Consider the following 22525-nt stretch of genomic DNA (forward strand, 5'->3'; position numbering starts at 1 on the left):
TCAGGCCTACAAACTGGACTGAGAGGACGGACATGTTTCATCGTTTATGGACGTTAATTCGCAAAGAACTGCAATCGCTTTTACGCGAACCGCAAACGCGCGCGATCCTGATTCTGCCGGTGCTGATTCAGGTCATACTGTTTCCGTTCGCCGCGACGCTTGAAGTCACTAACGCGACTATCGCCATCTATAACGAAGATAACGGCAAACATTCGGTAGAACTTACCCAGCGTTTTGCCCGCGCGAAAGCGTTTACCCATGTGCTATTGCTGAACAGTCCGCAGGAGATCCAGCCGACTATCGATACGCAAAAAGCGCTGCTGCTGGTACGCTTCCCGGCGGATTTCTCGCGGAATCTGGATACCTTCCAGCCTGCGCCGATGCAACTCATTCTTGATGGACGTAACTCCAACAGCGCGCAAATTGCCGCCAATTATCTGCAACAGATCGTCAAGGAGTATCAGCAGACACTGATGGACGGCAAGCCAAAGCCCAACAATAGCGAACTGGTGGTACGCAACTGGTATAACCCGAATCTGGACTACAAGTGGTTTGTGGTGCCCTCGCTGATCGCCATGATCACCACTATCGGCGTGATGATCGTCACTTCGCTGTCCGTCGCCCGCGAGCGTGAACAAGGCACTCTGGATCAGCTGCTGGTCTCTCCGCTCACCACCTGGCAGATTTTCGTTGGTAAAGCGGTGCCGGCGCTGATTGTCGCGACCTTCCAGGCCACGATCGTGCTTGCTATCGGCATTTGGGCATACCAAATTCCCTTCGCCGGTTCGTTAGCGCTGTTTTATTTCACGATGGTGATTTACGGGCTGTCGCTGGTAGGCTTTGGCTTGCTGATATCATCGCTTTGCGCCACGCAACAGCAGGCGTTTATCGGCGTCTTTGTCTTTATGATGCCGGCGATTTTGCTCTCGGGTTATGTCTCGCCGGTGGAAAATATGCCAGTCTGGCTGCAAAACCTGACGTGGATAAATCCTATCCGCCACTTTACTGATATTACCAAGCAAATTTATCTTAAGGATGCGAGTCTGGGGATTGTCTGGGGAAGTTTGTGGCCGCTACTGGTGATAGCGGCCACCACGGGTTCAGCGGCGTATGCGATGTTTAGACGCAAAGTGATGTAGCTTTTTATCTTTCGCCAGTAGCGAGACCACGGCGGGCCCGGCCAGGATAGCCAGCCCCGCCAGCGCCAGTAAGACATTGTTTTGCAATACGCGGGATAGCAGCCAGAGGACAATCAGTGCGGTGCCGAAGTACCAGGTGGTAGTCAGCTCTTCCAGCACATCCGCCACATCGCGCCAGCGTTGCTCATGATGGCGCTGCAACGCCAGCATCAGCAGTACCGTCACGCCATAAAGCACGCATAATCCCAGGCCGACGCGCACTAATGTGCCGCTCATCCAGCCTATTACCAGCATCGCCACTACCAGTAAATGCAACATAATCTGCCAACAACCGAGGCCGGTTGCGACACGAACGCGTTGTTGCCACTTCATGGCTTTTCTCCTGAAGCATTTTTCTCTCATTATTCAGAGTACCGAACTTTACGGAAAATTCCGTAAGACCGCATCTTTTTGTGACGACGACTACACTATTTCAATCAGGATAGTGACGCGGACAGGAAGAAAATGACTCAACACACGCGAAATTTTTCATTCAAAGTGCTCACAATTAATACGCACAAAGGTTTTACCGCCTTTAATAAACGCTTCATCCTGCCGGAGCTGCGCGACGCTGTCAGAACGGTCGGCGCCGATATCGTCTGTCTGCAAGAAGTGATGGGCGCGCATGAAGTACATCCGCTGCATATCGAAAACTGGCCGGACACTACCCACTATGAATTTTTGGCCGACACCATGTGGAGCGATTTCGCCTATGGCCGCAATGCGGTCTATCCGGAAGGCCACCACGGTAACGCGGTTCTTTCTCGCTATCCCATTGAACATTATGAAAATCGCGACGTCTCGGTCGGCGGTAGCGAAAAACGCGGCGTGCTCTATTGCCGCATTACGCCGCCCATGCTCAACCGCCCTATCCACGTCATGTGCGTACATCTCGGCCTGCGGGAGAGCCACCGCCAGGCGCAGTTAACCATGCTGGCGGGATGGGTGAATGCCTTGCCGGAATCAGAACCGGTGCTGGTGGCCGGAGACTTTAATGACTGGCGGCAAAAGGCCGGCCCGCCGTTAAACGCGGCCGGGCTGGAGGAGATATTCACCCGTGCCCATGGCCGACCGGCGCGCACATTCCCGGTGAGTATGCCGCTGCTGCGACTCGATCGTATTTACGTCAAGAATGCGAACGCCAGTTCTCCTACGGCGCTACCGCTGCGGAACTGGCGACATTTATCAGACCATGCCCCCCTTAGCGCGGAGATCCATCTATGAAATGCGGCTGGCGTGAAGGTAATCAAATTCAGCTACTGGAAAACGGCGACCAGTTCTATCCTGCCGTGTTTGAGGCTATCGCTCAGGCACAGCAAAAAATCATTCTGGAAACCTTTATCTTGTTTGAAGATGAGGTGGGTAAAAAACTCCATGCCGCTCTGCTAAAAGCCGCACAGCGCGGCGTAAAAGCCGAAGTATTACTCGACGGCTACGGCTCTCCCGATCTCAGCGACGCGTTTGTCGGCGAATTAACCTCGGCGGGCGTGATTTTCCGCTATTACGACCCCCGCCCGCGTCTACTGGGGTTGCGAACCAATATCTTCCGCCGAATGCACCGCAAAATTGTGGTGATTGATGATCGTATTGCCTTTGTCGGCGGCATTAACTACTCCGCCGAACATATGTCGGATTACGGCCCGCAGGCGAAACAAGACTACGCGGTACGGGTCGAAGGGCCTGTTGTGGCCGATATCCTGCAATTCGAAGTCGAGAATCTGCCGGGGCAAAGCCCCGCGCGCCGCTGGTGGAAGCGCCATCATCAGGCTGAAGAAAATCGCCACCCCGGCGAAGCGCAGGCGCTGTTTGTCTGGCGGGATAATGAAGAACACCGCGACGATATCGAACGTCATTATCTGAAAATGCTGACCCAGGCAAAGCGTGAAGTGATTATCGCTAACGCCTATTTTTTCCCCGGCTATCGCTTGCTCCACGCAATGCGTAAAGCCGCCCGCCGTGGCGTGAGCGTAAAACTGATTGTCCAGGGGGAACCAGACATGCCGATAGTCAAAGTCGGCGCGCGGTTGCTCTATAACTATCTGGTGAAGGGCGGCGTGCAGGTTTATGAATACCGACGCCGTCCGCTGCATGGCAAAGTGGCGCTGATGGACGATCACTGGGCCACGGTAGGGTCGAGTAATCTCGATCCGCTCAGCCTGTCGCTTAACCTTGAAGCTAACCTGATCATTCACGATCGTACTTTTAACCAGACCCTACGCGATAACTTACAAGGCATCATCGTGAATGATTGTAAGCAGGTCGATGAGTCTATGCTGCCGAAACGCACCTGGTGGAACCTGACCAAAAGCGTGCTGGCGTTCCACTTTTTACGTCATTTCCCGGCGCTGGTCGGCTGGCTACCGGCGCATACCCCGCATCTGGCGCAGGTTCCCCCGCCTGCCCAGCCAGAAATGGAAACCCAGGATCGCGTTGATCCAGAAAATACAGGAGTGAAGCCCTAATGGCTAAATCGCATCCGCGCTGGCGGCTGGCTAAAAAAGTGCTGACCTGGCTGTTTTTTATTGCGGTCGTCGTTCTGCTGGTGGTTTATGCTAAAAAGGTCGACTGGGGCGATGTCTGGACCGTCATCCGCGACTATAACCGCACGGCGCTTTTAAGCGCTGTGGGACTGGTGATCGTTAGCTATCTTCTGTACGGCTGCTACGACCTGCTTGGACGGCTTTATTGCGGCCATAAACTGGCGAAGCGACAGGTGATGTTGGTATCGTTCGTCTGCTATGCCTTTAACCTGACGCTCAGCACCTGGGTCGGCGGGATCGGGATGCGTTACCGACTATACTCTCGCCTCGGGTTGCCCGGCAGTACTATCACGCGCATTTTCTCACTCAGCATTACCACTAACTGGCTGGGCTATATTCTGCTTGGCGGCATCATTTTTACCTTCGGCATTGTCCAGCTTCCCGACCACTGGTATATCGATGAAGGCACGCTACGAATTCTCGGTATCGTTTTATTGTTGATTATCGCGGTCTATCTGTGGTTTTGCGCCTTTGCGAAGCGGCGGCATATGACGATTAAAGGACAGAAACTGGTGCTGCCGTCATGGAAATTCGCGCTGGCGCAGATGGCGATCTCCAGCGCGAACTGGATGGCGATGGGCGCCATCATCTGGCTGCTGATGGGTCAGGATGTGAACTATTTCTTTGTGCTGGGCGTACTGCTGGTGAGCAGTATCGCGGGCGTCATCGTGCATATTCCGGCAGGCATCGGCGTGCTGGAGGCCGTATTCCTTGCGTTGCTGGCGGGCGAACATACGTCGCAAGGCACGATTATCGCCGCCCTGCTCGCATACCGCGTGCTTTACTATTTTATTCCCCTGTTGCTGGCGCTGGTGTGCTATCTGATCCTGGAGAGCCGGGCGAAGAAGTTGCGGGCGAAAAACGAGCGGGCGATGGCGAAATGAATTTAAGCAGACGCGTTTTCGCTTTCCAGCACAACGCGTTTTATCCGGTAAAAATAAACATATGCTGAGAAAAAAGACGTATTCATCTGTAAGCGGGAAAAAAGCAGCAATGACCAGCTAAACAGCAGCAGGAGCACTTCGTGAAACTCGCCCATGAATACTGATGACAGGGTACAGAACGTTGCCAACGTAACGGAAATAATGGCCAGCAATAACGCATAGCGGTAAATAATGACCCCGCTCATTCTTCCTTTAAGCAGGAGCTGATTTGACGGGGTAAGAAAAGCGATATAGCCCACGGCCAGGAAGAAGACCAGCTCCAGATGCTTTTTATTGTGCAGCTCAAACTGCGCAATAACCATGTTTATACTGACGATCCATGTCATCGTCATCATGATCGCCGTAAGCCCAATAACACCTCCGTGAGGAATACCTTGTTCATACCAGTTTTTTTTGTAGTGGCTGGCCGGATACACAGGTAACTTAATTTCTGGCGGGATCAACTGCCCTTTTTTCACCAGCTCCGCCAGTGTTTTTCCTGTTAGCCACGTCATCAGGTTCATGGGCTTATCATTTCCTTGTCTGTGAGGTGAGATATTTTTGTAATGCGACTCGCACTAATCGACGCCCCAGGCAGAAACGAATCATCATCGTAAACGTTTCGCCATTCATCACCCAGCGGCAAAGCACAACCATAATAATCGCGATAACAAGATCACTCTTTAGTTCGCTATTTTGATGGCACAACACGTCAAATAATCCAGTACCGCAGAGCATAATATTTAATAAAAACAGTAAAACGCAGAGGCGCAACCCCAGGATAAAACCCTTGGCAATAAGCCATACCTCAGCCATAACACATAGCATCATACCTATAGCACTGCCAAAATAAATGATTATATTTAGCGGCCAATACAGGATAAACTTATCGAAAGCAAAATGCGCACTACACACACCTCCCACAAGAAGCATAAAACTAAACGCGCAAACAGGCGCAGGATTGGGTAATGAATGTTCCCATGACAATCCGGTAATGAAATGAGAAATCAGCGCTGGTGGGCATTTCTTATTAAAATCCTCGCCGCCATTTTTAATGGCGCGAGTGACGTCTTTAGCTTCACAAAACGCTAACCAAAATTGTTTGCCACATAATTTACTCATTATACCCATCATCACCAACCTGAATAAAAAACCTGCAACGCCTACGGCCTGAAAGATAATAGTATTTCCAGAATCATCAAAATGATATAACGACACAGCGTAACCACAGCATTAATAATGCCAAGGTAAAGCGTCAGCGCGCCAAATAAAGCGCAACGAGGCAGCGATGAAAACTCGCTGTGATATAACATGCGGGCATAACCATGAAGTGTCGATTTTTCTAGTGCTGTAATCAATGTCCATACCAATACCGTCAGCACACTGACTATCCAGACCAGAGTGCTACTGGCCACCAGGCTATTGACAACTATCGCAGCGATGATCCCGCTTACCGCCATAAAAATTAACGGCCTGAATAGACCAGAACTGATATTCAGGTAGAAAATAAATAAGGCATTAAGACTAAACATGATTCCAACAATCACGAAAATGGTCGCGCCACCTGAGAAAAGGTAAGCTAATGACACGCCGGTAAGCGTAATGATGGCAATATATATCAACGTTGCGACAACAGTGCCAAAGCGGGAAAGACAGGTAATGGCCCCATACCCCAGGCCAGGCAAAAGTGCTGATATCCACAAAACAACAACAGGTTGAACGTGGGTTATTAAAAAATGACTATACAACGTTAACCATATAATGCCGGCGGTACACCATAGTCCCAACGCAGTATACCAATAGGTAAGGGATAACATTGTCGCGGGAATAAATGCTATTTGTCGTATACGTATTGCAGCCAGAGGTCCCACTTGTCATTTATCACTCTTCACATGATCACGGTGATAAGAATGGCAAGCGCAGGAAAACATTTCTAAGATATTTATGCTGTTTCGCCCTAAATAAAGTCCTAAAAAAAATCCTGGCGCAGGGCCAGGATTTTAAGAGATCGCTATAATTAGCGGCGATTACCAAAAATACGCAGTAACATCAGGAACAGGTTGATAAAGTCCAGGTACAGCGTTAACGCGCCGAGAATCGAATATTTACGCAGATTAGCGCTATCGCGGGTATCTATTTGCTCGCCGATATTTTTCAGTTTCTGCGTGTCATAGGCGGTCAGACCGACAAACACCACCACCCCGATATAGGTTACCGCCCACATCAGCGCTTCACTCTTCAGCCAGAAATTGACCAGCGACGCCAGAACGATACCAATAAGCGCCATAAACAGCATGTTGCCGAAACCGCTAAGATCGCGTTTAGTGGTGTACCCGTACAGGCTCATGGCGCCAAACATTCCCCCCGTCACCACAAACGTGCTGGCGATAGAGGAGTAGGTGTAAACGATAAAAATACTGGATAACGTCAATCCGGTTAGCGCCGAATAGAGCATAAACAGCGTCGTCGCCATTCCGGCGCTAAGTTTATGCACCAGTCCCGACAGAACAAACACCAGCGCAAGCTGGGCAATAATTAAGCCAAAGAAGGTGATCTTACTGGAAAAGACAAACATCATGACGGCTGGCGTATTAGCCGCATACCACGCGATAAACGCGGTCAGTAACAGTCCGACCGTCATCCAGCCATACACTTGCGCCATATAGGTCTGCAGGCCGGACCGCGCCTGCACTATTGAATCAGATCGTGGAAATCTGTCCATGATGAACTCCTGTGTGGAAATGATACCCTAAAGCGTATCACATTCTGCTACCAACGTTTCGCCGACTGCTGGTCGCTGTCGCGCGCTTCGACCCAGCGATCGCCTTCCGGCGTGGCTTCACGCTTCCAGAACGGTGCACGGGTTTTCAGATAATCCATAATGAACTGACCGGCGTCGAACGCGCTACTGCGGTGCGCGCTGGTGACGCCGACAAACACAATCTCATCGCCCGGCCATAATTCGCCAACGCGATGAATCACCGTGACCCGCCCCAGCGGCCAGCGGGAACGCGCCTTTGCGACGATCTCGGCCAGAGCTTTCTCAGTCATGCCGGGATAATGCTCCAGCGTCAGCGCCTTAACGCTATCGCCCAGGTTATGATTGCGCACTTTTCCGGTAAAGGTGACGACCGCGCCGTCTTCGTCGCGCGCCGCCAGCCAGGAATATTCCTCCCCGACGCTAAACGGCGCAGGGCCGACTACAATTCGCGTTTCGCGCATGTTAGCCCCCCGTGACTGGCGGGAAAAACGCCACTTCATCGCCCGCCGTCAGCGGATGGTCAAAACTTACCAGCGTCTGGTTGACCGCCGCCAACAGCTTGCCGTCTTCCAGCGCCAGCGCCCAACGATCGCTCTTTGTCGCCAGATGCTGTCGCAGCGACTCAACGGTGGAAAAATCTGCTGGAAGATCCAGCGCATCAGTTCCTGTAAGCTCGCGAACCTGGGCGAAGAAAAGCACTTTAATCATGCGCATCCACCTTAAAATCCCCCGATTTGCCGCCGCTTTTCGCCAGCAGACGCACCGGACCAATTACCATATCTTTTTGTACCGCTTTGCACATGTCGTAGATGGTTAACGCCGCGACGGACGCCGCGGTTAATGCTTCCATTTCGACGCCGGTTTTACCGGTCAGACGGCACAGAGACTCAATACGTACACGGTTATGCTCCGGCTCGGCCTGAAGCTGAATCTCCACTTTACTTAGCAGTAGCGGGTGGCACAGCGGGATCAGCTCCCAGGTGCGTTTAGCGGCCTGAATACCGGCAATACGGGCAGTCGCGAAAACATCGCCCTTGTGGTGTTTGCCATCAACAATCATCGCCAGCGTTTCACTACGCATGGTAACGAATGCTTCCGCACGCGCTTCACGAACGGTTTCCGCTTTCGCGGAAACGTCCACCATGTGCGCTTCGCCTGCGGCGTTTATATGGGTTAATTGCGACATCGTTATTTCTTTAAATGAGGGTGAAAATTACATGGGCGTGTACGGGCATCCAGCTGCGGGGCAATGATATTCTCCCATGCGGTTCTGCACGCTTTTGTGGAGCCCGGCATGGCGAAAATCAAGGTGTTATTCGCCACGCCAGCTACCGCGCGCGACTGCAGAGTTGCGGTACCGATCTCTTCAAACGAGAGCATGCGAAACACTTCGCCAAATCCTTCCACTTCACGATCGAACAGCGGCAACAGCGCTTCCGGCGCCTGATCGCCTTCGGTCAAACCGGTCCCACCAGTTATCAATACGACCTGCACCTCATCACTGGCGATCCAGGCGGAAACCTGGGCGCGAATCGCGTAACGGTTCTCTTTAACGATGGCTTTCGCCACCACTTCATGCCCGGCCTCCTGCGCCGAATCACGCAGATAATGACCGGAGGTGTCGTCTTCTTCGCCGCGTCGGCTGGAAACAGTAAGAATAGCGATGCGGGTCGGGATAAATTCAGCGCTGACCTGACTCATCTGAAATCTCCTTATTAAGGATTAACCGCCAATGTAAGATAAATTTTGCGTAATACCAGTATTGCTCTGGTGAAGAAAGTGGGTCTGCTTTTTCTCCCGCAACGCGTCGGAAATACGTTCCTCAAGCGCGTATTGCTGCGCGTCATCCTGTAACAGGTCGCGTAAACTCACGCCGCCGTCGCCAAACAGACATAAATGCAGCTTACCGACGGACGAAACACGCAGGCGGTTACAGGTGGCGCAGAAATCTTTTTCATACGGCATAATGAGGCCGATCTCACCGGCGTAATCGGGATGACAAAAAACCTGCGCCGGGCCATCGCTGCGCTGGCGGAGCTGGTGGATCCAACCGCGCTTAATCAGCTCGTCGCGTAATACCTGACCCGAAATATGATGTTTGCGGAAGAGATCGCTCCCCTCGCCCGTCTCCATAAGTTCAATGAAGCGTAGCTGAATGGGGCGAGGCTGAATCCAGGCAAGGAAGGTATCCAACTGATGGTGATTCACGTCGCGCATCAGCACGGTGTTGACTTTCACCTTTTCGAAACCGGCGTCAAAGGCGGCATCGATGCCCGCCATCACCTGGCGGAATTTGTCCTGACCGGTAATCGCATGGAACTGACGCGCATCCAGACTATCCACGCTAACATTGACGCCCGTCAGCCCCGCTTCGCGCCAGTTCGCGGCATCGCGCGCCAGTCGATAACCGTTAGTGGTCACCGCGATCTGGCGAATAGCATCATTTTCACCCACGGCGGCAATGATGTCGGTAAAATCGCGGCGTAATGAAGGCTCGCCGCCGGTAAGACGCACCTTCTCCGTGCCAAGACTGGCAAAAGCGCGCGTAACGCGACGAATTTCATCGACGGTAAGGAAACCGTTGTTAGTGACGCCGCCAGGTTTGTAGCCATCCGGCAGACAGTAGGTGCAACGAAAGTTACACACATCGGTAATCGACAAACGCAAGTAGTAAAACTTACGCGCGAAAGCATCGGTAAGTTGTGAAGCCATGTACACCTTTCCAAATACGGGAGGCGGAGTCATTTCTTCCTGCGCCCTGGTGGCAAACGTTAAACGTTGTCACGGCCAAAGCACCATATCAAAAATGACCCAGGTGCAGAGGCTAGAGTGTTTACTGTGGTTACGCCGATACTAGCGTGTAAATGACAATTTCGCCATCACGCTTTCGCTATATAAACATATACATAGCGATATGATCGTGCTATTTAGCGACAGAATACGTGAAAATCACACTTTTACATTGATATATATCATTTAGCCGTGGTAACGCCCTCGCTATAAAGGGGTAGTCGGGAATAATTAATTGTCTTTTAGCCGGTCGGCTAATTGCTGAAAACCCGCGACTTGCGCTACTGTAGCGCTGCTTATTTGACTTCAGGAATTTTTATGCGCAATCGTACGCTGGCTGACCTTGATCGTGTCGTTGCCCTCGGCGGAGGGCATGGATTAGGACGCGTCCTCTCCTCGCTTTCTTCATTAGGTTCGCGCCTGACCGGCATTGTGACTACCACAGATAACGGGGGGTCAACTGGCCGTATTCGCCGCTCGGAAGGCGGGATCGCCTGGGGCGATATGCGCAACTGCCTGAATCAGTTAATTACCGAACCCAGCGTCGCATCCGCTATGTTTGAGTACCGTTTTGGCGGTAATGGCGAACTTTCTGGTCATAACCTCGGAAATTTGATGTTAAAGGCGTTAGATCACCTGAGCGTGCGGCCTCTGGAAGCGATTAATTTAATTCGTAATCTGCTTAAAGTGGACGCGCAACTGATCCCGATGTCGGAGCTACCGGTAGATCTGATGGCGATTGACGATCAGGGGCATGAGATTTATGGCGAGGTGAATATCGATCAGTTAGCGACTCCTCCGCAGGAGATCATGTTAACGCCAAACGTTCCGGCGACGCGGGAAGCGGTACAGGCCATTAATGACGCGGATCTGATTCTGATTGGCCCTGGCAGTTTTTATACCAGCCTGATGCCTTGCCTGCTGCTGGATGAACTGGCGCAGGCGCTGCGGCGCACCCCGGCGCCAATGGTGTATATCGGCAATCTGGGTCGCGAACTGAGTCTGCCCGCCGCCAGTTTAACGCTGGTCGATAAGCTGGCAATGATGGAGCAATATATTGGCAAAAAAGTCATTGACGCGGTGGTGGTTGGACCGCAAGTTGACGTCAGTGCGGTGAACGATCGGCTGGTGATTCAGGAAGTGCTGGAGGCCAGCGATATCCCCTATCGCCACGATCGTCAGTTACTACACAATGCGCTGGAAAAAGCGCTACAGGCGTTGGGTTAAGCCCATTTACCGACGACGCTGCGCTTATCAGAAGCCTGTTTACACCGAAGGGTAAACAGGCTCTCTCCCCCTTCTGATAAACTACGTTCAGCTATCGCCAGTAGGCGCTCATGAGCGAGCTCAACTCTTTTTTCAGCAATATATTCTCCATGATCTCAGTAAAGAGGGTCTGATTGATCTCTTCCATTATTTTTATCCCAATAGCACGCTCTGCATCCATCTGTACCTCAGTAGTACGCTCTGCGTCAGAGTCGTCTGCTATTCTTAAATCTTCCAGTTCAGCATTGACCCGGCTCTGATACTCATCCGTTTCAATACACTCATCCCTTTTAGCCATCATTTCACGCCACTCTTCTGGCGCTATGCGCTCCAGCACTTTATGCCACGGCCCCCACAGCGCAAACCATTTGTGAAAATCCCTATTTTCAGCCATTTTTATCCTTATTTCCGCCTCGTCCAGGTCAGACTCAGTGATACCCGAAACGTTATAAAATCGCATATCCCGGGTCATTGTTGTCAGCGACAGCGACTCTCGTAACTGATTCTGAAACCCCAGAAATACTTCGACTTCGTCAATAAAAAACAGCCGTTTTACCTTTTCTCTGGCGAGCGATTCTATTTGCTCCAGCCGAAAGATTTCACGCCCCGCCATAATCAGTTCCGCTAAGTGGCTATCAAAGGCGCCTCTTTCAGCATCATGAACCAACGTCGCTTCCTGCATTTGGTGGTATGCCAGTGTGACCCGATCTTCACAGCTTATCGTTGCATTCATCGCTATAATAAATACGGTTTCTCTTAGTGCGCTATCTTCAGCCAGGCGCATTAGCCAGGCGGAGACTTGTTCCTTAAAATCCGGGTGTCGGGTATTCTGCGTATCACCAAGATAGTCCAGGAATCCGCTGAAAGCCGCCGCGTTTGCCTCTGCCTCAAACGCCCGCCATTGGTTGACGTCTTCCTCCTCGAGACTGGTTAGCCACCCCTGGACAGCTTGATGCAGTGGTCGAGTTACCCGAACAATTGAAAAGTCGCCCATGGCAAACAATACCCGGGGTCCCTGATAATCTACAGAGGACATTAGCCGCTGCATATTCTGTATTGTTCGTTCTGAAAAAGGATTATATTCTACGATTATTCTTGTAGGTTGAGGTCCTTCACCACGAAAATGGGGTAACGACTCCGGGAGACGGACCAGGTTATTGCGAGAGGCCTGCATTATTTGTAATGCCGCCGGGAGGTTTTCCGGTAGATTAGTCAATGCGTTACGGGAAACATCCAGCGTTGTTATCGTGGGAGGTAGTGTTTCAGGCAGAACCGTAATCTGATTTTTACTTACATCCAGGACCTGTAATTCTGGTGGTAACGATGCGGGTAGACTGGTTAAGGCATTTTCGCCGGCCTCCAGAGTCTTCAGGCCCGGCGGCAATGTTTCAGGCAAAGCGGTTAACGAATTACTCTGCACATTCAAATGGGTAATCCCTGACGGAAGATGTGCTGGCAGTGTCCTTATGCTGTTATCATAAACGCTCAGGTACCGAAGTTCCTCAGGTAGATTTTCAGGTAAGCAACTAATTTTATTATGGAAAAGATCCAGCGATTGAAGCGCTGAAGGCAAACGTTCCGGCAATTCAGTAATACGGTTAATGCTCAGCTCCATTTCCTGTATGGTATCCGGTAACGTGGCAGGGATACTGGTTAGCTGATTACTGTTGGCATACAGGGTCTTTATATTTCCCTGTAAATTTTCCGGCAAACTTTTCAGTTCATTGTTATCGAGTATCAGAGTAGTTATCTGCTCAGGAATACAGGCAGGTATAGTGGTAAGTCCTAATATTTTCAGACGAAGTTCCGTCTTATTATTTTTCAGGCAGTCACGCATCCGTTGTACGGCTTCTTCACGATTTGCTGCCTCTTTCGCTGGCGCCTCTTTTACCCACTCAGACCAGATTAACTCATAATTCACAGCATCTTTGGAGCCGGAAGCGCTACTCGCCTGCTCGCTTTCTGTCACACGGGTATAGGTGACTGACTTTCCCCCTCCCTCAACGGTATAGCCCTCTGTATTAAAAACTATAGACAGAATTTCCTGACTATTTTCACTCAAAATACAGTATTGGTCTGCCCCTCCTCTACTATACTGAATATTATCCGCATACGCCGGGAAAGCTAACATCCTTAAACATTCAAACTTGCTTTTGATCTCTTCTGGCGAGGCGGTTTCAGGTGGATGACAAAGATAAGCGATGCAGTTTTGTGCTTCAACCTGATGTTCTGAAGAGAAAAAGGCACTTATTTTATTCCATATCTCTTCTTTTAAAGGCACCTCTGTTGAGGCCTCATTGCTAATACTTTGATGCCTTGCCGTAGATTGTATATTAGTAATATTAAACATATTTTCCCTACCTGATCTGAACGTAACCTAAAGTAACAGATAAGGATATTCTCAACTTTAAATAAGAGGTCACAGTCGTCATTATTTCGGACAAATCATTCAGTATTTGCAGCGCTTGACTTATAGATGCTCGCGCTTCCATCACCTCTTTTTTAAGTAGAATGATGTAATCTGTTGCCATGACACGCTTTCAACGAACTCATATAAGATTAAAATGACGATCATGAGGATAGCTATACCGATAATACGGGGCGTTTTTTTCATAGCCGAGGAGAGAGGGAAAATTAGCGTTGGGTTCAGCCTCAACGCTAATTTTCTTCAGTTGTGATTAAACTAGCTACCCCATTGATGTTTTGAGTTTTTCGACAATCCCGTTAGTCAAAGCTTGTCACTGTTTTTCATTCCTGACTGACTTAGCCCTTACTATTGCACTGAAATTCTCAAAAGCGAGCCATGGTAACGATGACTCGCTGGAGATCGACACATTGTCAGGACGCCGCGATAAACAACTCGCGTAACTGGTGCAACTGGTCGCGAATTTGCGCGGCTTCTTCAAACTCCAGATTTTGCGCGTGCTGCATCATTTGCCCTTCCAGTTCATGAATTTTCTGCTGCAACGCTTTCGGCGTCATATCCAGTTCGACAATTCCGGCTTTTGCCGTAGAACGGCCCTTGCCTTTCCCCTTCGCTTTGGTTTTCGCAATGTTCTGCCCCAGCGCCAGGATGTCGACCACTTTTTTGTTCAGCCCCTGCGGAGTGATACCGTGCTCTTCGTTGTACTTCTGCTGCTTCTCGCGACGTCGCTCGGTTTCGCCAATCGCCTTCGCCATCGACGGCGTGATTTTATCGCCATACAGAATCGCTTTACCGTTAACGTTACGCGCCGCGCGCCCTATGGTCTGAATCAGGGAGCGCTCGGAGCGCAGGAAGCCCTCTTTATCGGCGTCCAGAATCGCCACCAGCGAGACTTCCGGCATATCCAGCCCTTCGCGCAGCAGGTTAATCCCCACCAGAACGTCAAACTCGCCCAGACGCAAATCGCGGATGATTTCCATGCGCTCCACGGTATCAATATCTGAGTGCAGGTAACGCACGCGCTCGCCGTGCTCTTCCAGATATTCGGTCAAATCTTCCGCCATCCGTTTGGTAAGCGTAGTGACAAGGACACGCTCATTAATGGCCGCACGCTGACGAATTTCGGACAGCAGATCGTCCACCTGGGTCGCCACCGGACGCACTTCAATAATCGGGTCCAGCAGCCCGGTCGGTCGCACGACCTGATCCACCACCTCATCACCAGATTTTTCCAGCTCATAGTTGCCGGGCGTGGCGGAAACATAGATAGTTTGCGGCGCTAAGGCTTCAAACTCCTCAAACTTCAGCGGACGGTTATCCAGCGCCGAAGGCAGACGGAAGCCATACTCGACCAGCGTCTCTTTGCGCGCCCGGTCGCCGCGGTACATGCCGCCTATCTGCGGGATGGTGACATGAGACTCATCCACCACCAGCAGTCCGTCGGCGGGCAGATAATCGAACAAGGTTGGCGGCGGTTCGCCCGGCCCGCGGCCCGACAGAAAGCGGGAATAGTTTTCAATGCCTGAGCAGTAGCCCAGCTCGTTCATCATCTCTAAATCGAACTGCGTGCGCTGGCTTAATCGCTGCTCTTCGAGCAGCTTATTATTCGCCAGCAAGACCTTACGCCTGTCCGCCAGCTCATCTTTTATCTCTTCCATCGCCTGCAGAATACGCTCGCGCGGCGTTACGTAGTGCGTTTTGGGATAGATAGTATAACGTGGCACCGTTGACTCTACCTGCCCGGTTAACGGGTCGAACAGCGACAGGCGTTCCACTTCTTCATCAAACAGCTCAACGCGTAGCGCGATGTCGTCAGATTCAGCCGGGAAGATGTCGATCACTTCGCCGCGCACGCGAAAGGTACCACGCTGAAAAGCTTGATCGTTACGGGTGTATTGCAATTCCGCCAGCCGACGCAAAATCGCGCGCTGGTCAATCAGCATTCCCACCGTCAGATGCAGCATCATTTTCAGGTAGAGATCCGGATCGCCCAGACCGTAAATCGCGGACACGGAAGCCACCACCACGACATCGCGTCGCTCAAGCAACGCTTTCGTTGCCGACAACCGCATTTGCTCAATATGTTCGTTTACCGAAGCGTCTTTTTCGATAAACGTATCCGAGCTTGGCACATACGCTTCCGGCTGATAGTAGTCATAGTAGGAGACGAAATACTCGACCGCGTTTTCCGGGAAAAACTCTTTCATTTCGCCGTAGAGCTGCGCCGCCAGGGTTTTATTGGGCGCAAGCACCATCGTTGGCCGCTGCAAGTCCGCAATGACGTTGGCAATGGTGAATGTCTTCCCGGAGCCGGTCACGCCCAATAACGTCTGATGCGCCAGCCCGTCCTCCAGCCCCTCTTCCAGACGACGTATAGCGTCCGGCTGATCGCCAGAAGGTTTAAAAGCGGAATTCAGTTTGAACGGTTTACTCATGAGCGGCTACCTGAAGGAGTGAGCGGGCAGGGATGTAATTTTACTCTCGACGGTGAATATTGCCAATAAAAAATACTGGATGAAAAAACAGTAACACTCCAGTGTATAATGGCTATCGGCAGATGCCCCACGCTATTTAGAGGTAAAACATAGACAGTCGCGGGGTAAAATTCCAGCAGTGTGCTGGTTATCCCCAGACCAGAGTCTTTTTTAACATTTGTCAAGTCGGATGATGAAAGTTTTATGTCAACGTATCCCCCTTCCTTTACAACCATTGATTTTATATAACTTGCTGTCTGAAAAGGGATATTTTCTCAAGCCGTCTTTCGCGCCAATTTAGTCGCAGGCCGCGTCGCCTCTCGCTTACGTTGTGTTTTCTAACTCTAATACACAAGGTTATCCACAGGAATAGTGGATAACTGCTTCCAGCCCGTATCCCCTGCCGCCTGGCAAAATCAGCCCTTGACGTTTTCGCCGGGCGATAAAAAAAAATTATCGCTATTTTTGGCAGATTATTGGCTAACGAGAAGGGAAAAATTGAGGCGTAGACGCTCACATTTTGCACATTTTTAGCATGGCGACGTCAGGAGGGTCTGGCGAAAGAACAGCAGGATCGTCAGATCCTGCAAGAAGGCGGTTTTTAAGCGCGGTCAGGCGCGTTCCAGGGGGCTGAGGTCCAGATACTGTCCTGTCGCCGCCTGCGATGGAGAAATGCCCAGCCACGGGATTTCCCCTAACAGCGGGGCCGGTATGACGCGGCGAAGCGTCGCGAGATATTCACCATGACGCGCGCCTGGCGGCTGCATGTCGTTGGCTATCCATCCGACAAGTGGTAATCCGGCCTGTTCTACCGCCAGCGCCGTCAGCATGGCGTGATTAATACAGCCCAGCTTGACGCCAACAACCAGAATCACCGGCAGCTGCTCCGTCTGTACCCAGTCGGCAAACGTCAGCGTGGCAGAGAGCGGTGTAAACCAGCCGCCCGCCCCTTCTGTCAACACCCAGTCTGCCTGCGCCTCCAGCGTTCGTAATCCGCGTGATAACACCGCCGCGTCTATCGCCCGGCCTTCGTCGGCGCTAGCGATGTGGGGAGAAGTAGGCTCGGCAAAAGTATAAGGATTGATAGCGGAATAAGGTTGCGGCAGGCTGCTGTTACGCTGCAAGGCCAGGGCATCGCTATTGCGTAGCCCGTCGGTTGTCATTTCGCTGCCGGAAGCGACGGGCTTATAGCCTACGGTTTGATAACCTAACTGCGTTGCGGCCTGCAATAAGGCGCAACTGGCAACCGTTTTACCCACTTCAGTATCAGTACCGGTCACAAAATAGCGTTTAGTCACGTTCAATCACTCCCATAAAAAGATGGTACGTCAGCGGATATTTCCCCTGCCGCTGCGGCCATGCCAACTGAATCTGTCTAAGCCGGGCGCGGGTTAATACATCCGACTCCCGCCCTTCATGAAGATGGGTGGCGCCAATGCCTTTAAGCGAGCGCATCGCGCTCAGGGCATCCTCAAACCACAATGTCATCGCCTGAGTATGACGAGACGCCCGCCAGCCGCGCAGCGCGTGGTCAATGGCCTCTTCCGGCAAAAAGCTATTCGCGTGAGCGCGATTATCGACGGCCTGCCATGCCTGACGCAGTTCCGGCAACGACCCCTGGCACAAGGTGGTAAACGCCACCACGCCGCCGGGCCGTACAACCCGATACAACTCGCTCAACGCATCGCGTAAATCGCCACACCACTGGACCGCCAGGTTGCTCCAGGCCAGGTCAAAAACTTCGGCGTCATGGGGAATCGCTTCGATATCCGCCAGCAAATAGTGATGCGCCGCCTGACGATCGCGAGCCTGTTGCAGCATCGGCAGAGAAAGATCCAGGGCGGTTACTTCGCTCCCCCGCTCTCGCCAGTAACGACTCATACGTCCGGGGCCGCAGCCTGCGTCCAACACACTGGCAAACTGGCGGCCTGTCAACAGCGTCAGCAGCGCATCCGCGCTGTGTTGCTGCAAAGAGGCGTGCTGTTCATATTGCGATGCGGCCCGGCCAAACGCCGCCGCAATAGCCTGCTTATTCACCTGCGCCATGCAGAACCTCCAGCAGACGGTCGATATCACACGCTTCATGCGCCTGCGTTAACGTTAAGCGCAGGCGCGCCGTACCGACAGGCACCGTCGGCGGACGAATCGCCGTCGCCCAGCATCCTTGTTGACGCAGCGCCTCCGCCAGGCGCAATGTACGGCTGTTATCGCCCACGATTAACGGCTGGATGGCGCTATGGGCATTCAGTAGCGTAAATCGGGACGCGTTAACGCCGGCCCGAAAGCGCTGAACCAGAGCGGCGAGTTTTTCGCGTCGTTCACGACCTTCATCGCTACGGATCACCGCCAGCGAGGCGCTTAACGCCTGCGCCTGGGCGGGCGGCATACTGGTGCTGTAAACCAGATGACGGGCAAATTGCAGCAGATAATCCGCGACGCTTTCCGAGCAGAGCACCGCTGCGCCGCTGACGCCAAACCCCTTACCGAAAGTCACCACCAGCAACTCAGGCTTCACCCCCCGTTGCCAGCAGGTGCCCCGCCCCTCATCGCCAGTCACGCCGATGCCGTGCGCATCATCAACCAACAGCCAGGCATGATGCCTGCGGGCAATGTGCTGGATTTCCGCCAGCGGCGCGCTGTCGCCGTCCATGCTGTATACACCTTCTGTCACCACCAGTTGCTGGCCCACGCAGGGCGATTGCAGTAAACGCGACAGATGCTGCGTATCGTTATGGATAAAGCGGCGAAGCTGCGCCGGACTCAGATTGGCGGCCTCCAGCAGGGAAGCATGACTCAACCTGTCGGCCACAATCCGGTCATTTTTTTTCATTAAGGCGGTAATGACCGCCTGATTCGCCGCAAAGCCAGAGATAAACAGCAGCGCGCGTGGATATCCTAACCATTGCGCCAGTTCCTCCTCTAACGCCTGGTGCGCCACGGAATAACCGCTGATATGACCCGACCCGCCGCTGCCGACGCCAAAACGCGCCGCTGCCTGTTGCCAGGCGCGAATAATCTGCGGGTGTTGACTTAAGCCGAGGTAATCATTGCTGGAGAAGTTAAGATACTGTCGCCCGTTCGCTACCAGCCAGCGTCCGGCGCCCTGCGATACCACATAGCGGCGGCGCAACGTATCCGTCGCCCGACGCGCAGTCAGCGCATCGTCGACGCGTTGTTGCCAACTCATAAGGCTGCCGCGTTGTAATAATCATCGGTGTCAGGCGTCATCAGCGTATGCTCCAGACGTTGCTGCTGCTCGTTATCGCCCGCCAGCACCCTGGTCTGCTGCGGATTCAGCCCCAGCTTACGGAATAACTGCAGATCCTTGTCCTCTGCCGGATTTGGCGTAGTTAACAATTTGCAGCCATAGAAAATCGAGTTCGCCCCGGCCATAAAGCACATCGCCTGGGTCTGCTCGTTCATCTGTTCACGTCCTGCGGAAAGACGCACGTATGAGGTCGGCATCATGATGCGCGCCACGGCGATAGTACGAATAAAATCAAACGCATCCACGTCATCGTTATCCGCAAGCGGTGTGCCTTTCACCTTCACCAGCATGTTGATTGGCACGCTTTCCGGCGGCGTCGGCAGGTTCGCCAACTGCAACAACAGTCCGGCGCGATCGGTAACCGTTTCGCCCAGACCCACAATGCCGCCGGAGCACACTTTAATCCCTGCTTCACGGACTTTTTCCAGCGTGTCGAGGCGCTCCTGATAGGTTCGGGTAGTGATGATATTGCCGTAAAACTCCGGCGAGGTATCGAGGTTGTGGTTGTAGTAATCCAGCCCGGCGTTAGCCAGACGCTGCGCCTGGCTCTCGTTCAACATGCCGAGCGTCATACAGGTTTCCAGCCCCATCGCTTTGACGCCCTGTACAATCTGCTCCAGATAAGGCATATCGCGTTCATGCGGATTCTTCCAGGCCGCTCCCATACAGAAGCGGGTCGAACCGGCGTTTTTCGCTTTACGGGCGGAGTCCAGTACCTGCTCCACTTCCATTAAGCGCTCGGCTTCCAGCCCGGTTTTATAGCGCGAGCTCTGCGGGCAGTATTTACAATCCTCCGGGCAGGCACCGGTTTTGATCGACAGCAGCGTACTAACCTGTACCTGCTGCGGATCGAAATGCTGGCGATGAATTTGCTGCGCTTCAAACAGCAATTCCAGCAGTGGTTTTTCAAATAATTCGGTTACTTGCGACAGTGTCCAGCGTGGGTGGCGAGCCATCGGGCTTCTCCAAAATATGTTGTTTGTTTTTGATATGGTGTAGACTCGTAAACCTAAATCTTTTTAATTTGGTTTACAAGTCGATTATGACAACGGACGATCTGGCCTTCGATAAACGCCATATTTGGCATCCTTACACTTCCATGACCTCGCCGCTGCCGGTATATCCCGTTGAGCGGGCCGAAGGCTGCGAGCTGGTTCTCGCCTCGGGCGAACGCCTGATTGAGGGGATGTCCTCCTGGTGGGCGGCCATTCATGGTTATAACCACCCGCAATTGAACGCGGCGATGAAAGCGCAAATTGACGCCATGTCGCATGTCATGTTCGGCGGCATAACCCATCAACCTGCGGTGAATCTGTGCCGTAAGCTGGTCGCGATAACGCCTGAGCCGCTGGAGTGTGTCTTTCTGGCCGACTCTGGTTCGGTGTCGGTAGAAGTGGCCATGAAGATGGCGCTGCAATACTGGCAGGCGCGGGGCGAATCGCGTCAGCGTTTTCTGACGTTTCGCCACGGTTATCATGGCGACACGTTCGGCGCGATGTCGGTGTGCGATCCGGATAACTCCATGCACAGCTTGTGGAAAGGCTATCTGCCGGAGAATCTGTTCGCGCAGGCACCGCAAAGCCGGATGGATGGCGAATGGGATGAAAGCGACATCGCGCCATTTGCTCGCCTGATGGCCGCGCATCGCCATGAAATAGCCGCCGTGATTCTGGAACCTATCGTTCAGGGCGCGGGCGGGATGCGCATATATCATCCACAATGGCTCAGGCGTATTCGTAACATGTGCGATCGCGAAGGCATTCTGCTGATTGCCGATGAAATAGCCACCGGGTTTGGCCGTACCGGCAAACTGTTCGCCTGCGAGCATGCCGGGATCGCGCCGGATATTCTGTGTCTCGGCAAAGCGTTAACCGGCGGCACCATGACCCTCTCGGCAACGCTCACGACACGCCAGGTTGCAGAGACTATTAGCAACGGCGAGGCGGGATGTTTTATGCATGGCCCGACGTTTATGGGGAATCCGCTGGCCTGCGCCGTCGCTTGCGCCAGCCTGACGCTGCTGGAAAGCGGCGAATGGCGTCAGCAGGTGGCGTCTATCGAGTCTCAGTTACGCGCTGAGTTAGCCCCCGCGCAAAGTTCGCCCTGGGTGGCGGATGTGCGGGTGTTGGGCGCGATTGGGGTGGTTGAAACCACGCATCCGGTCAATATGGCGGCGCTTCAACGCTTCTTCGTCGGGCAAGGCGTCTGGATCAGGCCGTTCGGCAAGCTAATCTACCTGATGCCGCCCTACATTATTCGTCCGGATCAACTGCGCCGTTTGACCCAGGCGGTCAATGACGCGGTACACAATGAAACATTTTTTAGCCATTAATCAGCGGTAAGCGATGCTGCTTCTGGCTACACTTCTGGTGAGTCAAAAGGAGAGCGCATGAAACTTATCAGCAACGATTTGCGCGATGGAGATAAACTTCCTCATCGCCACGTTTTTAACGGTATGGGCTATGATGGCGATAATATTTCGCCGCATCTGGCCTGGGACAACGTGCCGATGGGCACCAAAAGTTTTGTCGTGACCTGTTACGATCCCGACGCGCCGACCGGCTCCGGCTGGTGGCACTGGGTGGTGGTGAACCTCCCGGCGGATACGCGCGTACTGACCCAGGGGTTCGGCTCAGGCTTGGTGGCCGTACCAGACGGCGTCATTCAGACGCGTACCGATTTCGGTAAAGCGGGCTACGGCGGCGCGGCGCCGCCTAAAGGGGAAACGCACCGCTATATCTTTACGGTTCACGCGCTGGACGTCGAGCGTCTTGACGTTGATGAAGACGCCAGCGGCGCGATGGTCGGCTTTAACGTGCATTTCCATTCGCTCGCCAGCGCCTCGATCACGGCGATGTTCAGTTAAACGCTGTGCCGGATGGCGGCGTAAACGTCTTACC

Annotated in this window: 24 protein-coding genes and 1 riboswitch; of the genes, 7 read left to right on the forward strand and 17 right to left on the reverse strand. The window is 52.8% G+C overall.

From position 1 onward, the window contains the following. Positions 1-32 precede the first annotated feature (32 nt). Positions 33-1139 carry an ABC transporter permease gene (locus HV477_RS04870; protein WP_000469050.1) on the forward strand — a complete coding sequence of 369 codons (1107 nt, stop codon included), beginning with the start codon at positions 33-35 and terminating at the stop codon, positions 1137-1139. On the opposite strand, the gene HV477_RS04875 is transcribed toward HV477_RS04870, so the two are convergent. Continuing rightward, the gene (locus HV477_RS04875; RefSeq protein WP_000871970.1) at positions 1101-1511 is read right to left on the reverse strand and encodes a YbhQ family protein; all 411 of its coding nucleotides are present in this window, start codon (positions 1509-1511) and stop codon (positions 1101-1103) included. The genes HV477_RS04870 and HV477_RS04875 overlap by 39 nt on opposite strands. 132 nt (positions 1512-1643) lie before the next feature. Here HV477_RS04875 and HV477_RS04880 point away from each other — a divergent pair, with 132 nt between their 5' ends. The 3 genes from HV477_RS04880 to HV477_RS04890 are packed head-to-tail and all read left to right on the forward strand — an operon-like array spanning position 1644 to position 4602. Beyond that, positions 1644-2402, forward strand: coding sequence for an endonuclease/exonuclease/phosphatase family protein (locus HV477_RS04880; RefSeq protein ID WP_000192039.1), 759 nt, complete (start codon positions 1644-1646; stop codon positions 2400-2402). Next, entirely contained in the window at positions 2399-3640 is a 1242-nt protein-coding gene (clsB, locus tag HV477_RS04885) for a cardiolipin synthase ClsB (protein WP_000649639.1), read from the forward strand. Before HV477_RS04880 ends, clsB begins: the two co-directional genes overlap by 4 nt. Then, the gene (locus HV477_RS04890; RefSeq protein ID WP_001129817.1) at positions 3640-4602 is read left to right on the forward strand and encodes a YbhN family protein; all 963 of its coding nucleotides are present in this window, start codon (positions 3640-3642) and stop codon (positions 4600-4602) included. Before clsB ends, HV477_RS04890 begins: the two co-directional genes overlap by 1 nt. A gap of 2 nt (positions 4603-4604) precedes the next feature. On the opposite strand, the gene HV477_RS04895 is transcribed toward HV477_RS04890, so the two are convergent. From HV477_RS04895 to moaA, 9 genes are all read right to left on the reverse strand, one after another. Further along, positions 4605-5165, reverse strand: a complete 561-nt coding sequence (locus HV477_RS04895; protein WP_001052196.1) for a hypothetical protein — start codon at positions 5163-5165, stop codon at positions 4605-4607. Positions 5166-5172: 7 nt separating this feature from the next. After that, a complete protein-coding gene (locus HV477_RS04900; RefSeq protein WP_077905105.1) occupies positions 5173-5781 on the reverse strand; it encodes a hypothetical protein in 609 nt (202 codons plus the stop codon). A gap of 23 nt (positions 5782-5804) precedes the next feature. Continuing rightward, positions 5805-6512, reverse strand: coding sequence for a Bax inhibitor-1 family protein (locus HV477_RS04905; RefSeq protein WP_079899219.1), 708 nt, complete (start codon positions 6510-6512; stop codon positions 5805-5807). Positions 6513-6658: 146 nt separating this feature from the next. Then, entirely contained in the window at positions 6659-7363 is a 705-nt protein-coding gene (locus HV477_RS04910) for a Bax inhibitor-1/YccA family protein (RefSeq protein WP_000373611.1), read from the reverse strand. Positions 7364-7410: 47 nt separating this feature from the next. Further along, on the reverse strand, positions 7411-7863 hold the full coding sequence (moaE, locus tag HV477_RS04915) for a molybdopterin synthase catalytic subunit MoaE (RefSeq protein ID WP_001209385.1): 453 nt from the start codon (positions 7861-7863) through the stop codon (positions 7411-7413). A 1-nt stretch (position 7864) separates the two neighbouring features. Next, on the reverse strand, positions 7865-8110 hold the full coding sequence (gene moaD, locus HV477_RS04920; protein WP_000598596.1) for a molybdopterin synthase sulfur carrier subunit: 246 nt from the start codon (positions 8108-8110) through the stop codon (positions 7865-7867). Further along, positions 8103-8588: a cyclic pyranopterin monophosphate synthase MoaC gene (moaC, locus tag HV477_RS04925; RefSeq protein ID WP_000080894.1), complete on the reverse strand. Its 486-nt coding sequence runs from the start codon at positions 8586-8588 to the stop codon at positions 8103-8105. Before moaC ends, moaD begins: the two co-directional genes overlap by 8 nt. A 2-nt stretch (positions 8589-8590) precedes the next feature. Further along, entirely contained in the window at positions 8591-9103 is a 513-nt protein-coding gene (gene moaB, locus HV477_RS04930; RefSeq protein ID WP_000084604.1) for a molybdenum cofactor biosynthesis protein B, read from the reverse strand. A 21-nt stretch (positions 9104-9124) separates the two neighbouring features. Next, positions 9125-10114: a GTP 3',8-cyclase MoaA gene (gene moaA, locus HV477_RS04935; protein WP_000168180.1), complete on the reverse strand. Its 990-nt coding sequence runs from the start codon at positions 10112-10114 to the stop codon at positions 9125-9127. Beyond that, positions 10102-10246: riboswitch (molybdenum cofactor riboswitch) on the reverse strand. Its footprint overlaps the gene before it by 13 nt. 264 nt (positions 10247-10510) lie before the next feature. Between moaA and yvcK the strand changes: the two genes are divergently transcribed. Next, complete coding sequence (gene yvcK, locus HV477_RS04940) at positions 10511-11419, forward strand: uridine diphosphate-N-acetylglucosamine-binding protein YvcK (protein WP_001246031.1); 909 nt, start codon at positions 10511-10513, stop codon at positions 11417-11419. 91 nt (positions 11420-11510) lie between these two features. Here yvcK and slrP read toward each other — a convergent pair whose 3' ends face one another. The 7 genes from slrP to bioB all read right to left on the reverse strand — a co-directional run bounded on the left by slrP (position 11511) and on the right by bioB (position 20581). Continuing rightward, the gene (slrP, locus tag HV477_RS04945) at positions 11511-13808 is read right to left on the reverse strand and encodes an SPI-1 type III secretion system effector E3 ubiquitin transferase SlrP (RefSeq protein ID WP_079899218.1); all 2298 of its coding nucleotides are present in this window, start codon (positions 13806-13808) and stop codon (positions 11511-11513) included. A 7-nt stretch (positions 13809-13815) separates the two neighbouring features. Further along, complete coding sequence (locus HV477_RS04950; RefSeq protein ID WP_001616936.1) at positions 13816-13989, reverse strand: hypothetical protein; 174 nt, start codon at positions 13987-13989, stop codon at positions 13816-13818. A gap of 307 nt (positions 13990-14296) precedes the next feature. Further along, a complete protein-coding gene (gene uvrB / locus HV477_RS04955) occupies positions 14297-16318 on the reverse strand; it encodes an excinuclease ABC subunit UvrB (RefSeq protein WP_000042502.1) in 2022 nt (673 codons plus the stop codon). Between the two features lie 650 nt (positions 16319-16968). Further along, a complete protein-coding gene (gene bioD / locus HV477_RS04960) occupies positions 16969-17655 on the reverse strand; it encodes a dethiobiotin synthase (RefSeq protein WP_079899217.1) in 687 nt (228 codons plus the stop codon). After that, positions 17648-18403: a malonyl-ACP O-methyltransferase BioC gene (gene bioC / locus HV477_RS04965; RefSeq protein ID WP_000079911.1), complete on the reverse strand. Its 756-nt coding sequence runs from the start codon at positions 18401-18403 to the stop codon at positions 17648-17650. Before bioC ends, bioD begins: the two co-directional genes overlap by 8 nt. After that, the gene (gene bioF / locus HV477_RS04970; RefSeq protein ID WP_114063898.1) at positions 18387-19544 is read right to left on the reverse strand and encodes an 8-amino-7-oxononanoate synthase; all 1158 of its coding nucleotides are present in this window, start codon (positions 19542-19544) and stop codon (positions 18387-18389) included. Before bioF ends, bioC begins: the two co-directional genes overlap by 17 nt. Next, positions 19541-20581, reverse strand: coding sequence for a biotin synthase BioB (bioB, locus tag HV477_RS04975; protein WP_079899215.1), 1041 nt, complete (start codon positions 20579-20581; stop codon positions 19541-19543). The genes bioF and bioB overlap by 4 nt, the downstream gene beginning before the upstream one ends. Positions 20582-20667: 86 nt before the next feature. On the opposite strand from bioB, the gene bioA reads away from it, so the two are divergent. Beyond that, a complete protein-coding gene (bioA, locus tag HV477_RS04980) occupies positions 20668-21957 on the forward strand; it encodes an adenosylmethionine--8-amino-7-oxononanoate transaminase (RefSeq protein ID WP_079899214.1) in 1290 nt (429 codons plus the stop codon). A 57-nt stretch (positions 21958-22014) separates the two neighbouring features. Beyond that, complete coding sequence (locus HV477_RS04985) at positions 22015-22491, forward strand: kinase inhibitor (RefSeq protein ID WP_000767419.1); 477 nt, start codon at positions 22015-22017, stop codon at positions 22489-22491. The last annotated feature ends 34 nt before the right edge of the window (positions 22492-22525 follow it).

It is taken from the genome of Salmonella sp. SG203 (genome assembly GCF_013350575.1).
GTDB classification, from domain to species: Bacteria; Pseudomonadota; Gammaproteobacteria; order Enterobacterales; family Enterobacteriaceae; genus Salmonella; species Salmonella enterica.